Raw genomic sequence first — 12,164 nt, 5'->3', positions numbered from 1 at the left:
ATGTGCACATGATCCACACACAGGTGCCCTTCCAATATCTTGCAGCCTCGGCGGTTGGCCAATTCATGAAATACGCCCACCAACTCCTCACGAATCTTGCCGTACAAAACCTTTTTCCGGTATTTCGGAATCCACACTATATGATACTTACACTCCCAGACCGTATGACTTAAACTTTGTAATTGCTTCATAAAAAGCCTCCTTGTTCTGCCTTGAGCGGTTCGGACAAGGAGGTTTGCTGTTTTAGGGAATTGTCAAACTGCAGGAGCCCCCCGGCTTAGCCGGGGGATCACGTCAAGGATTTGACCTTATCGAATCCCTCTTCACCGCTTTCCCCTTTCAGCAATGCATGGGAAAGGGTGATGGGTGGAAACCACGCTGTTTCAAGCGGTTAACATCGTAAAGAAAAAGGCATCTCTTCCTTACGGGAGAGATGCCTTTTCCAGACTGAGTGGGGGCTATGCTTGACGATCTTGCGCACTAGCGTTGTGGTCAGGCCACCCTGTCAGTCAAAACGTTGGGAAGGGAGTCGAAAAGCTGTTTTCTTGGCCCCCTTTCCTTGCTCACCTTACGCGCAAAAAACTAGTCGATCTTGGCGAAAGCGGCAGCCACGGCGCCACAGATGGGGCACTTGTCGCAGGGGCCTTCCTGCGTGTAGCCGCACACGGTACAGACATAGAGGTCGCCGGTGATGGAGGAAGGATCGGCAAGGGCCTTCTTGTAGAGGTTGGCGTGCACTTCTTCAACCTTGTTGACCATATCGAAATACTTGGCGATGCGATCCTGGCCTTCTTCCTTGGCGTCGGCGATCATCTCAGGATACATCTTGGTGAACTCGTAGGTTTCGCCTTCGATGGCGGCCTTGAGGTTGGCGGTGGTGTCGCCGATCTTTCCGGCATTGCGGAGGTGGGCATGGGCATGGATGGTTTCAGCTTCGGCGGCGGCGCGGAACAGCTTGGCAACCTGAGGCAGGCCTTCCTTGTCAGCCTGTTTGGCGAAAGCGAGATACTTGCGGTTAGCCTGAGATTCTCCAGCGAAAGCGTCCATCAGATTCTTTTCGGTCTTGCTCATGGGAAGTCTCCTTTGGGGATAGTTAGGTTATGTAGAGTGTGTTGCTTACGTTCTCAATCAGGAACGATTCCTGTTTATAAGAATCCAGCCCTCTTGTAAAGCCTTATCTGTACTTTTTTCAAAAAAAAATATCGTCCCGGAAAAAGTACAAGAAATACGGTGATGACGGCACGCAAGCTTGACCCGCCGCCCGTCAGACGCTACACCTTGTTCCCATGTCTGTCTCCTATTTCATCCCGGATCTGGCCCCAGAAGACCTGCACCGCTGCGAAGAAATCGTCCGCCGCAGCCGGTTCATCGTCAGCCTTGCCCATACGCCGACCCCGGAGGCGGCCAAATCCTTCATCGAGCGGATCAAACAGGAATTCCCCGACGCGACCCACAATTGCTGGGCTTACGCCGCCGGAGCGCCCGGCCAAACCAGCAAGGTCGGCTACAGTGACGACGGCGAACCGCACGGCACGGCGGGCCGCCCCATGCTCACCATGCTGTTGCACGGCGGGGTCGGTGAGCTTTCCGCGGTCGTGACCCGCTATTTCGGCGGCATCAAGCTCGGAACGGGGGGCCTCGTCAGGGCATATCAGGGCATGGTCAAACTGGGCCTCGAAACCCTGCCCACACGCGAACATATGATCCCCGCGCGCGTCGAGGTGGTCCTCGACTATCCGCATATTACGGTCTTTCGCCGCCTGCTGCCGGACTACCGGGCCACCGTCGCCTCGGAAAACTTCGGCGTGGACGCCACCTACGAACTGCTGCTTCCCGATCAAAACATCCCGGCCCTCGAAACCGCGCTGACGGAACTCACGGACGGGGCAGTGCTCATCACACGGCTTGATGACGGCACCATGCCACCGGAAACACCGTAGCATGTCTTTCTTTGAAAACATATTGCTTTCAGATGGTATCCGGTTCTTCAAGAGGCTGCGGACAGGGCTTTCGATAAAAGTAAAAGTTTAGAAATAGAGGGGGAGCTCCACGCCGACAGGCTTGCGAAAAGGAAGCTCTTCTCCCCAAAAGTTCTCCCCCAATGCCTCCATGCCTTTCAAAAACAAGTTTCCCTGATCCCTTGCAAGTTTTTCCTCTTCCGACGCAGCGCAGGGCTGACCACCAAAACCGTACTGGCTCGCGCGGCGACTCTTCTTCCGCTCTTCCGCAAAACGAAAAGCCTTTCGGAGATGTTCCGAAAGGCTTCCGTAGGGAACCGGTAAACGGATTCTATGCCAATGCGCCGATCGCCTTGGCGAACGCGCGTACCTGCTCTTCAGAGGTATTGAAGCTGAGCATCCAGCGCACGGTATGCGCGGACGGCTCAACCTCATGGAACATGTACTGCCGCTGCAATGCGGCTATGTGCTCCGGCTTCATATTGACGAACACGCCATTGCTTTCCACAGGATGAGCCAGCTCCACGTGCGGCATACCGGAAATGAGATCCGCAAGCAGACGGGCCATATTGTTGGCGTGCCGGGCGTTTTCCAGCCACAACCCGTCCTTGAAATACGCTATGTACTGGGCCGCAAGGAACCGCATCTTGGAGGCAAGCTGGAGGTTCTGCTTGCGGAGGGTCACGAAGTCCCGCACGAAATCCTTATTAAAAACGACGACGGATTCGGCCATCATCATGCCGTTCTTCGTGCCGCCGAAGGACATCATATCCACGCCGAGATCCTTGGTGAAGGAACGCACGTCACAGCCGAGCGCAACCGCGGCGTTGGCGATGCGCGCACCGTCCATGTGCACGAACAAGCCGTTCGCGTGTGCCACGTCGACAATGGCCTTAATCTCTTCCGGCGTGTACACCGTGGCCACTTCCGTGGACTGCGTGAGCGCCACCAGACCGGGCTGGCTGTGGTGCGGGCTGCCCATATCTGTCAGGTATGCGGAAAGAGCCCCTGCGGAAATCTTGCCGTGCACGGAGGGGATGGGGGTCATCTTGCAGCCCACGACGGCCTCGACCGCCCCGCTTTCCGAGGTCTGCGTGTGGGCCATGTCGCTGCACAGAATGGAGTGCCACGAGCGTATCATGCGGTTGAACCCGAGCACGTTCGCGCCCGTGCCGAGCGGGACGAGGAACACGTCGACGTCATCGCCGAACAGCGCCTTGAAGCAGCCCTCGGCTTCGGCGGTCCACGGGTCGTCGCCATAAGGCTCCGCCGCGCCCACGTTGGCCTTGTTCAGGGCCTCCATCACTTTCGGGTGCACGCCACTGGTATTGTCGCTGGCAAAAGTGCAATCCATCTCGCAGCCTCCTTTAGGCAGATGAGCTTTGGAAAGGCATGGAGGCGTTGGGGAGGGGAGGAGAAACTTTCTGGAGAATGGGAGAGCACCTCCCGCATTTCTCCTCCCCCCTCACCCCCTTCCCTTCAAAGACTTTTGTGTTTATCGAATCCCTGTCCGCAGCGTTCCTTGGGGCAGACTGTCTTGAAAGCGGTACCATCCCAAAGTTGAACGGCCCTAGGATGAACACCGCCGACGGTACGCTTCCGCGTAGACAGCCAACGTCTGTTCGAGAAAATCCTTGTCCCGGAGGGACATAATCCGCTCGGAGCAATGCCCGGCCAAGTCCCGCCGCCAAGCCTCATCCGTCGCCGCCCGCCGCAGCACGCCAGCCAGCGCGTCCACATCCCCCGGCGCAACCAGTGCCGACGCGGGAAGCAGATCCGGCATGACCCCCACTGAAGTGGATACGAGCGGCCGCCCGCAGGCCATGATCTCAAGCGCAGCCCTGGCGATGGTTTCGGACCACAACGAGGCGACCACGCCCACGTCCAGCGCGGACAGGCAGGCCGTCACATCCGGGACTTTTCCAGTGATGGTCACATACCGCTCCATGCCCGCCTCGCGGATCCACGCCTCAACCTCTTCCTGAAGCGTCGCGGTGGAAAAGCCGAGAAGCAGCAACCGGATGTTTCGCACACCTTCGCCCACAAGCTTTGCCAGCGCCGCGATGGTTTCCCTTTGCCCCTTCACGAGGTCAAACCGTCCGAGCAGGCCGACGACGCATTCGTCATCCGTAAAGCCATACCGGGCACGGACTTCCGCCCTGCCTTCGGGAGCAAACCGGAAACGCTCCGTGTCCACTCCGCCCAAGATCATATGCAGCCGCTCAGCGGGTACACGCATCTTTTCCGCAAAATGCCGGGCCATCACCGAGTTGGTGGCAACAACCGCGTCAGCCACCCGCGTATGTAAAATTCGGTTGGGGAGGTTCCCCTTGGGCAGCCGCTGATCCCCTCGCGTGCGGACAAGCGCGTATCCGCCCATGCCCTTGAGCAGCCCCCAGAACAAAAAGGATTCTCCCCGGTGGCAGTTAACCACATCGGGCCGGAATGCGCGGACAAGACGCCCCATGTCACGGATGAGTCCGGGGAATTCCAGCGGATTCTTGGCATTCAGCGGCATAGCCAACGGGCGCAATCCCATTTCCTCGGCCTTGGCGAAGGTTTCCGTATCGGCCAGCGCCACGACGCGGCTTTCATGCCCCGCAGCATTGAGCAAACGGGCGAGTTCCAGCCCATACCACGCTGTGGCGTTGAACCAGCGGACATTGACGACCTGAATAGAACGGAAAGAAGACATGGGCATTCCAGAAAAAGAAAGGTACTCAAGGGACTTTTGCTGTAACACAAGCCCCGGGCAGGGACAAGGAGCGCCTCCGCGCCGGACGCCAAAAAGCGGCGCCCGTAATGGCCGCCGCTTTCAGGAGCAAGGGGAGGTGAAACCTTTCTTTCGCGGAATTACATCTTGTTGATATAGGCCGCAAGATCCAGAAGCTGCTTGTCGGACAGCGGCTTCAATACCTGCTGCATACCAAGCAATTTGGCGTCGGTGAAGGTGCCGCTCTGGTACGCCTTCATCTTGTCCATCAGATCGGATACCGACTTTCCGGCGAGTCCGTTGCCGTTCAGCGTATGACAGGGGACACAGCTATCATACAGGGTGGCACCTTCGGACGGGTTGCCGCCATCGGGCCACGTCTGAGCCTGCGCCGCACCCGCCGCTACGAGCAGGGGAAGGGCCAACACGCACGCATATTTCATGAAACCACGCATAGAGATTCCTCCTCGGAAGAAGCTTTGGTTTCGCCCAGAATACGCTGCGGCATCCTTCAATCAATGATTATAAGGAGATATAATAAAAATGCGGAAATATTTCAAAAGAAAAATCCCCTTCATGCGGCTTTCCAATCCAGCAGACTCTCCCTTTTTCACGAAACACCGATAAAAAATTCCTGCCTAAGATCCATGCTTCACAGTGACCCAACACCCCAACCTCCCAATCAGCCAGAGCATCCCTCCAGCCCCTGCAACCAAATCCAACGAACGGCATACGATAAGGCGCACAACCTGCGAATAAGGATTCGATAAGGACAAAAGTCTTGGGAGAGAGGGGGTGGGTTTTGGGGAGGGGGAGGGAACCTTTCTTCAGAAAGGTTCCCTCCCCCTCCCCAATATTCCTTCCCCACAACACCCTACCCGTGCAGCATCCCAGCCAGCGTGCCCAACGCGTCCGCCAAAGCTTCCCGCGTACGCACGCCGCCGAGCGCCAAACGGACGCCCTGCTCCGGCGAGGCATGGTTGAGCGCGAACAGGTCACTGTCCGCCACAATGATCCCACGCTGGCGCGCGGCTTCGGCAAAAGCCACCGCAGCCCACGGATCAGGCAGCTTGAGCCAGCAGAAAAACCCCGTAGTCCGCGTCTCCAGCGGGAAGCCATCCAGCAACTGACGGGCCAGCGCATTCCGCTCCGCCGCCTCACGGCGCTTCGCGGCCAGCACGCGATCCGCCGTGCCGTTGCGGATCCACATGGTCGCCAGTTCGGCCATAAGCGGAGGAGCCATTGAAATGGTGTAGGAAATCGTCCGCTCCAGTTCGGCAAAAACGGCATCCGGCGGGCACAGATAGGCGATACGCAGCCCACCGCTCAGGGCTTCGCTCGTGGAGGCGATGAAACAGCAGCGCTCCGGAGCCAACGACGCCAGCGGCGGCAGATTGTGCTCCAAAGAGAGGGCGTACACGTCGTCCTCAATGATCATGACATCATAACGCCGGCAGATCTCCACCAGCTCCCGGCGGCGGTACTCGGGAATCTGCGCCAGCGTGGGGTTCTGGCAGGTAGGCATCAGATACAGCCCTTTGATGCCCCCGGCCCGGCAAGCCGCTTCCAGCGAATCGGGCAGCATCCCCCCCTGATCCATCCGGACGGGCGTCAGGTTGAGCCGCAGGCGGCGGGCAAGCTGCTTGAGGAGCGGATAACTGAGCTGCTCGGCGGCGATGCGGTCACCGGGATTGAACAGGGACGCGAGTACCGTTAAGAGCGCGTGCTGCGCTCCCGCACAGACAAGGAGGTTCTCCGGCGAAACAGCCAGCCCGTACCGCCCCGCCCAATGAGCCCCGGCCTCGCGGTGCCGCAACAACCCGCGCGGCTGCTGATAGTTGCTGAGTTCCTTCAAATCGGCGTAGCGGGACAACTCGGCCACGGCCTCGTTCAAATCCGGATTCAGATATTCGAAAGGCGCGATGAACCCCAGATCATGCATCCTGCCCGCGCCCTCGTACACGTCCACATCGTGGCACGGCGCGGTCACAAAGGTCCCCCGCCCGGTCACACCCACGGTCAGACCGCGCTGCGCGGCCTCGGCGTAGCCCCGGCTTACGGTCCCGATGGTCACGCCGAGCGCTTCGGCCAATTCCCTGTGCGTCGGCAGCGATTCGCCGGGCGCAAGACAGCCATCCTCAACGCCCTGCGCGATGGCGTTGGCAACGAGCATGTACTTGGCCTCTCCGGGATGTTCCCGCGCCTGATCCTGATACAGTCGGAGCAGTTTCATACGGCTGGCCTACAAGACCTCCGGAGCGTCGTCAACAGGCCTTTTGCGCCGGGCCTTGAGCGCATCGAGCAGCGCCACCGTCACCCGCAAGCCCCCCTTGCCGCGCCCGAGCTCCACGCCCGGCTTGGCCATACCGTGATAATCCGAACCGCCGCTGAGCCCGAGGCCGTACCGGGCCGCCAGCTCCACGCAGAACCGCTCGTCACGCGCGGAGTGCTCGCTGTGATAGGCTTCAATGGCCCCAAGCCCCGCCTCTTTGAGCCGGGGGATGATTTCGTCGAACCATGACGGCGGGCAACGGATCAGCATGGGATGCGCGAAACTCACCACAGCGCCGAGATCCGCCATGAGGCTTACCCCTTCTTCCGGGGTGAGCAGGGTCCGGGGCACGTATGCGGCACCGTAATAGCCGAGATACAGCTCAAACGCCTGCGCGAAATTGGACACGATACCGCGTTTCTGGAGCACGCGGGCGATGTGGGGGCGGCCGACCGATTCGCCTCCGGCCTCATCCAGCACTTCCTGATAGCCTATATTGATGCCAATAGACCGGAGCCTATCAAGTATCTTCAGATTGCGCTCTTCCCGGTGCCCACGCAAGCGGGCCAGCTCGGCATCCAATGGGGCGGAATGCCGGGGCAGCCACAACCCGAGCAGGTGGATTTCCCCATACTGCCCCTGTACGCCGAGCTCGCACCCCCGGATGATCTCCACGCCGTACTCGCGCCCGGCCGCTTCCGCTTCATCAAGGCCGGAAACCGTATCATGGTCGGTCACGGCAACCGCCGCGAGCTTCAAGGAAGCCGCCCTGCGTATCAGATCCCGGGGGGCGTCCGTTCCGTCGGACGCCGTAGTGTGCGTATGCAAATCAACAAAACGGGGCTGCATGTTTCCTCCTCATCGCCGCCCTGCCGGAAGGCGGCTTGTCCTCCGCAACGGAAGGCGTTACACTCTTCATTTATACGTCAACACTGCGCCAAGGAGACGCTTCATGGCTCTGAATCCCGAACTGCTTGCCCTGCTCGCCTGCCCCGTGTGCCGGGGAGAGCTGGAACCTGTGGACAACGAAAGCGGACTGGAATGCCCGGCCTGCGGTCTGGTTTTTCCTGTGCGCGACAATATCCCCATCATGCTTCAAGAAGAGGCCATCCGCAAGGATGACTGGGAGCGCGGACAGCGCAAGAAACAATCCCGCTGAGACAAGAAAAGCATGTCCACCCGGACATGCTTTTCCTTTATGAAAAAACGACATTTCCGATCCAGTCCGGGATGTCCCCGCAATCCCTCAGCATCCCTGCCCTGTTCCCCTAAACGGCATGAAGCCGGATATTCCCGGTTCCGCCGCTCTTTTTTCCATGCGGGACGGGCTGCATACGTGAAGCTTCGGGGTATACGAAACCTTTCCGGAAAGCGGGCTCCATCAATCAGAATAATTGGGGAACAAGGGTTCCTTCACGGACATGCTGCCGAGGAAGTTCCCCATATAGCGGGCATTGAGCGTCTTGATATACGGGGCCTCGTCCTTGGGCATAGGAGCCTCCCCATACTGGACGTGGAACACCTTGGCCGCCCGTTCGCGGAACGCCTGCACAGCCTCGTTGTATACCGGCACTTCGGAAACGCCCTTGAGCGACGCGGGGAGCGGTTCGCGGTATTCCAGGATAAGCTTGGACCGCCTGAAATCATTCAGGCACGCGAAACGCTGCACCAGCCAGTCAAGGGAAGCCCACTGATCCTCGGGCGCGAACAGGGGCGCAAAAGGATCCTTGGCCCCGTTGACGATGCGGACGCTCCCGTAGAAGCTCTCTCCGCCAAACACGGTCCCCATGTTCTGCTGGGCCATAGGCCCGCTGAAGGACAGCGGGTCCCATTCCCAAGCGTTGCTGGGCACAAAGGAAAGGGCCACAATGGCTACGGGAGACGCGGCGTCCGTTCCGTATACGGAGACAAGGGTTTCCGGGAACTGGTAGCCTTGATCCGTATTCAGGAACGGGGCGATCTGACCGTGCGCAAGCATCGGCATATCCACAACGCTGACGGAAACGTCAGGCCGTGCCGGGGAAACCAACGTCGAGCCTTCAAAGCCGCGGTAGAACGGCGTACAGGCGGAAATCGCCACAACCATACACCACAACAGGAAAAAACGGATCGTTTTCATAGCTATCTCCAGATGGATGACTTATGAGATCTTATTCCTGATAAATACGCCCGAACCCCTGAGAGCGCCACTCTTTTTTTGGGCACTCCGGAACCGATGCCTCTTGCCTCCAGCACGCCGCCATTCCCATATGAACTGATGAGATATATTGGGAAAGGGAGAGGCAGCTTTTCTGGAGAAGAACGTTCCCTCCCATTCCCAAACCGGCCAGCGCGGAGAACACCGAAAAAACGAGAGGCCCTCTCCGCGGGAAAGAGCCTCTCGAAAGAGCCGGATGGATCTGCCTCTGCAATGCCGGGCAGCGGAATGCAACCGCTCCGCCCGGTTTAGTTGGCCTGCTTGCGGATGAACGTAGGCAGCTCGATTTCCTCTTCCTCGAAGATGAACTCTTCGCGGCCGGGATTATGCGTCGTCTGTTTGGAGAGCTGATCGCGATCCCGCAGGAACGTGGGCACAATGCGCTCCTCATCCGAAAAGTTACCGACCGTACGGGGCATACGCATACGGGGCATCGCGTGCTCCTCGGCAAGGGCCTGCTTCTGGTAATTCAGCCCGGAATGGGAAGGCTGCTGCGGCTGCTGAGCCGGGCGCTGCTGGGGCCGGACGGTAGCCATATTGGCCTGCCCGCCCTGCACGACCTTCGGCGCGGCGTTGCCTTCGATGCCCGTAGCGATGACGGTGATGCGGATCTCGTCCCCGGCATTCTCGTCGGTGGCGCACCCGATGATGATGTTGGTATCGGCTTCGCCGAGCGCGTCATTGATGTAGGCGGACGCGTCGTTGAATTCTTCAAAGAGCAGATCTTCGTTGGCCGTAATGTTGATGAGCACCGCCTTGGCCCCGGCAATGGACACATCTTCCAGCAGCGGGCTGGTGATGGCCTTGCGCGCGGCTTCGATGGCGCGCCCTTCGCCCACGGCGATGCCGGCGCCCATCATGGCCAGGCCGGATACGCTCATGACCGTGCGCACGTCGGCGAAGTCCACGTTGATGAGGCCGGGAACGGTGATAAGGTCGGAAATACCCCGAACAGCCCGGTGCAGCACGTCGTCGGCGCATTTCAGCATATCGCTGAGTTTCGCTTTCTTGGGCGCAATGGTAAGCAGCCGGTTGTTCGGGATGGTGATCAGGCTGTCCACGTTCTCGCGGAGCTCGGCGATGCCCTGCTCCGCGGCGCGGGCGCGTTTCGTGCCCTCAAACAGGAACGGTTTGGTCACGACGCCCACCGTCAGAGCTCCCAGTTCGCGGGCGGCCTGTGCCACGATGGGGGCCGCGCCGGTCCCGGTTCCGCCGCCCATGCCCGCGGTCACGAAGACCATGTCGGCATCGCCGATGGCGTCCTTGATCGCGCCGATGCTTTCCTGCGCCGCATCGCGGCCCACGTTGGGATCGGCCCCGGCTCCAAGCCCTTTGGTCAGCTTCTCGCCGATCTGGAGCTTGATTTCAGCCTTGGAGCGAAGCAGCGCCTGCGCATCCGTATTGGCGCAGATGAAGGAGACACCCTTCAGGCCCGCCATGATCATGTTCTGCACGGCGTTGCCGCCGCCACCGCCGACACCGATGACCTTTATATTCGCGGGGGGTGTATCCGCTTCAAATTGCATATCCATCATAGCTCCTCCTCAAAGAGAACAACGTGCTGACCGCCCAGACGTCAGGAAATTTCGGAAAACCACTTTTTCATGCGCGACAGGATCGAATTGAATACATTCCCGTCGCTTCGGATACGGAATTTCTGCTCCATGCCTTCCTTCTCCGCGCCGAAGCGGAGCAGGCCCATGGCCGTGGCGAACTTGGGACTGTTCACCATATCTTTGAGCCCGCCCACATTGCGGGGATACCCGATGCGCGTAGGCAGGTTGAAGACTTGTTCGCCGAGCTCCTGACAGCCCTGAATGAGGGCCGTCCCGCCCGTGAGCACCACACCCGCGCCGATCATGTTTTTGAGACCGGAACGCACCAGCTCCTGATCGAGGAGCGTGAGGATTTCCTCCATGCGGGGTTCACAGATTTCCGCCAGCACCTGACGCGACAGGCGGCGAGGTTCCCGCCCGCCCACGCTGGGCACTTCGATATACTCATCGGGGCGCACCATTTCGGCAATGGCCGCACCATGCTTGATCTTGATCTTTTCCGCCGCAGCCATAGGCGTGCGGAGGCCGAACGCGATGTCGTTGGTCAGGTTCTGCCCGCCAAGCGCCAGCACGCCCGTATGCTTGATGGAATCGTTGGCGAAAATGGCGATGTCGCAGGTCCCGCCGCCGAGGTCGATGAGGGCCACGCCGATCTCGCGCTCCTCTTCGGTGAGCACGGCCTTGGCCGAGGCGAGGGATTCCAGCACGATGTCCGACACGTCAAGCCCGCTCTTATGGCAGGAGCGCACGATGTTCTGAGCGGAAGTGACCGCACCGGTCACGATGTGGACCTTCACTTCCAGACGCACGCCGGCCATGCCCATCGGATCGGCAATGCCGCGCTGATCGTCGACGATGTATTCCTGAGGCAGAATGTGGATCACCTCGCGGTCCAACGGGATGGCGACCGCCTTGGCCGCATCCAGCGCACGCTCGATGTCGCGGGGCGAGACTTCACCGCCCTTGACGGCAATGACGCCGTGGCTGTTGAACCCCTTGATGTGACTGCCGGCGATGCCCGCATACACGGATCGGATTTCACATCCGGCCATCAGTTCGGCTTCTTCAAGCGCCCGCTTGATGGATTGCACCGTCTGCTCGATATTGACCACGACACCCTTCCGCAGCCCGGTGGACGGACTCGTGCCGATACCGACAATATCCATCCCGCCGTTCTCAGAGGGTTCGCCCACCACCGCACAAATCTTGGTGGTGCCAATATCAAGGCCGACTATCAATTCAGATTTGGACATGCGCTACTCCTTGGCGCGTTTCGCAATGCATGTCGGGATATTGCGTCATCCCGATCACGCGAAATCAGACCCGAATCCATCATTTCGGGAGGCGCTGCGGCGTCACCCTGCTCATCACTGCTGTTCTGAGCCAGAACAAGGGTGTCTTTTTCCGCCCTGTTTCACAGTCTGAATACCCCGGATACAGCATATTTTCCGTAAAAAGTCTAGAAAAA

12 protein-coding genes are annotated in these 12,164 nt (G+C 59.6%); 2 read left to right on the top strand and 10 right to left on the bottom strand.

Translation table 11 applies throughout. The features are described 5' to 3' along the window. Both tnpA and T370_RS0109915 read right to left on the bottom strand, forming a co-directional pair. Positions 1 to 191: IS200/IS605 family transposase (tnpA, locus tag T370_RS0109920; protein WP_029435621.1), on the bottom strand; the 191-nt coding region annotated here is incomplete at its 3' end. A 391-nt stretch (positions 192 to 582) separates the two neighbouring features. Beyond that, complete coding sequence (locus T370_RS0109915) at positions 583 to 1,071, bottom strand: rubrerythrin family protein (RefSeq protein WP_005026000.1); 489 nt, start codon at positions 1,069 to 1,071, stop codon at positions 583 to 585. Between the two features lie 215 nt (positions 1,072 to 1,286). Here T370_RS0109915 and T370_RS0109910 point away from each other — a divergent pair, with 215 nt between their 5' ends. Beyond that, positions 1,287 to 1,940, top strand: coding sequence for a YigZ family protein (locus T370_RS0109910; protein ID WP_005025997.1), 654 nt, complete (start codon positions 1,287 to 1,289; stop codon positions 1,938 to 1,940). A gap of 349 nt (positions 1,941 to 2,289) precedes the next feature. Here the strand turns inward: T370_RS0109910 and T370_RS0109905 are convergent, their stop codons facing one another. The 5 genes from T370_RS0109905 to T370_RS0109885 form a co-directional block, all read right to left on the bottom strand. Then, positions 2,290 to 3,312: a threonine aldolase family protein gene (locus T370_RS0109905; protein ID WP_029435620.1), complete on the bottom strand. Its 1,023-nt coding sequence runs from the start codon at positions 3,310 to 3,312 to the stop codon at positions 2,290 to 2,292. Positions 3,313 to 3,528: 216 nt separating this feature from the next. Beyond that, positions 3,529 to 4,653: a glycosyltransferase family 4 protein gene (locus T370_RS0109900; RefSeq protein ID WP_029435619.1), complete on the bottom strand. Its 1,125-nt coding sequence runs from the start codon at positions 4,651 to 4,653 to the stop codon at positions 3,529 to 3,531. Between the two features lie 158 nt (positions 4,654 to 4,811). Further along, on the bottom strand, positions 4,812 to 5,126 hold the full coding sequence (locus T370_RS0109895) for a c-type cytochrome (protein WP_005025987.1): 315 nt from the start codon (positions 5,124 to 5,126) through the stop codon (positions 4,812 to 4,814). Between the two features lie 419 nt (positions 5,127 to 5,545). Continuing rightward, positions 5,546 to 6,904: an aminotransferase-like domain-containing protein gene (locus T370_RS0109890; RefSeq protein ID WP_005025986.1), complete on the bottom strand. Its 1,359-nt coding sequence runs from the start codon at positions 6,902 to 6,904 to the stop codon at positions 5,546 to 5,548. 9 nt (positions 6,905 to 6,913) lie between these two features. Continuing rightward, on the bottom strand, positions 6,914 to 7,792 hold the full coding sequence (locus T370_RS0109885) for a PHP domain-containing protein (RefSeq protein ID WP_029435618.1): 879 nt from the start codon (positions 7,790 to 7,792) through the stop codon (positions 6,914 to 6,916). A 103-nt stretch (positions 7,793 to 7,895) separates the two neighbouring features. On the opposite strand from T370_RS0109885, the gene T370_RS0109880 reads away from it, so the two are divergent. Continuing rightward, the gene (locus T370_RS0109880; RefSeq protein ID WP_009379477.1) at positions 7,896 to 8,102 is read left to right on the top strand and encodes a Trm112 family protein; all 207 of its coding nucleotides are present in this window, start codon (positions 7,896 to 7,898) and stop codon (positions 8,100 to 8,102) included. Between the two features lie 222 nt (positions 8,103 to 8,324). Here the strand turns inward: T370_RS0109880 and T370_RS0109865 are convergent, their stop codons facing one another. From T370_RS0109865 to ftsA, 3 genes are all read right to left on the bottom strand, one after another. Then, positions 8,325 to 9,062 (bottom strand): DUF4851 domain-containing protein, encoded by a 738-nt coding sequence (locus T370_RS0109865; protein ID WP_005025979.1) that lies wholly within the window; start codon positions 9,060 to 9,062, stop codon positions 8,325 to 8,327. Between the two features lie 326 nt (positions 9,063 to 9,388). After that, on the bottom strand, positions 9,389 to 10,675 hold the full coding sequence (ftsZ, locus tag T370_RS0109860) for a cell division protein FtsZ (RefSeq protein WP_009379481.1): 1,287 nt from the start codon (positions 10,673 to 10,675) through the stop codon (positions 9,389 to 9,391). 41 nt (positions 10,676 to 10,716) lie between these two features. Then, positions 10,717 to 11,949 (bottom strand): cell division protein FtsA, encoded by a 1,233-nt coding sequence (gene ftsA, locus T370_RS0109855; RefSeq protein ID WP_005025975.1) that lies wholly within the window; start codon positions 11,947 to 11,949, stop codon positions 10,717 to 10,719. Positions 11,950 to 12,164: the final 215 nt, after the last annotated feature.

The organism is Bilophila wadsworthia ATCC 49260, assembly GCF_000701705.1.
GTDB lineage: Bacteria > Desulfobacterota > Desulfovibrionia > Desulfovibrionales > Desulfovibrionaceae > Bilophila > Bilophila wadsworthia.
Note: the sequence above shows the minus strand (reverse complement) of the source record. Positions and strands in the feature narration are given on the sequence as shown.

Coding starts and splice junctions, on each gene's coding strand:
- T370_RS0109915 (WP_005026000.1), bottom strand. CDS start 1,071: ATGAGCAAGACCGAAAAGAATCTGATGGACGCTTTCGCTGGAGAATCT.
- T370_RS0109910 (WP_005025997.1), top strand. CDS start 1,287: ATGTCTGTCTCCTATTTCATCCCGGATCTGGCCCCAGAAGACCTGCAC.
- T370_RS0109905 (WP_029435620.1), bottom strand. CDS start 3,312: ATGGATTGCACTTTTGCCAGCGACAATACCAGTGGCGTGCACCCGAAA.
- T370_RS0109900 (WP_029435619.1), bottom strand. CDS start 4,653: ATGTCTTCTTTCCGTTCTATTCAGGTCGTCAATGTCCGCTGGTTCAAC.
- T370_RS0109895 (WP_005025987.1), bottom strand. CDS start 5,126: ATGCGTGGTTTCATGAAATATGCGTGCGTGTTGGCCCTTCCCCTGCTC.
- T370_RS0109890 (WP_005025986.1), bottom strand. CDS start 6,904: ATGAAACTGCTCCGACTGTATCAGGATCAGGCGCGGGAACATCCCGGA.
- T370_RS0109885 (WP_029435618.1), bottom strand. CDS start 7,792: ATGCAGCCCCGTTTTGTTGATTTGCATACGCACACTACGGCGTCCGAC.
- T370_RS0109880 (WP_009379477.1), top strand. CDS start 7,896: ATGGCTCTGAATCCCGAACTGCTTGCCCTGCTCGCCTGCCCCGTGTGC.
- T370_RS0109865 (WP_005025979.1), bottom strand. CDS start 9,062: ATGAAAACGATCCGTTTTTTCCTGTTGTGGTGTATGGTTGTGGCGATT.
- ftsZ (WP_009379481.1), bottom strand. CDS start 10,675: ATGATGGATATGCAATTTGAAGCGGATACACCCCCCGCGAATATAAAG.
- ftsA (WP_005025975.1), bottom strand. CDS start 11,949: ATGTCCAAATCTGAATTGATAGTCGGCCTTGATATTGGCACCACCAAG.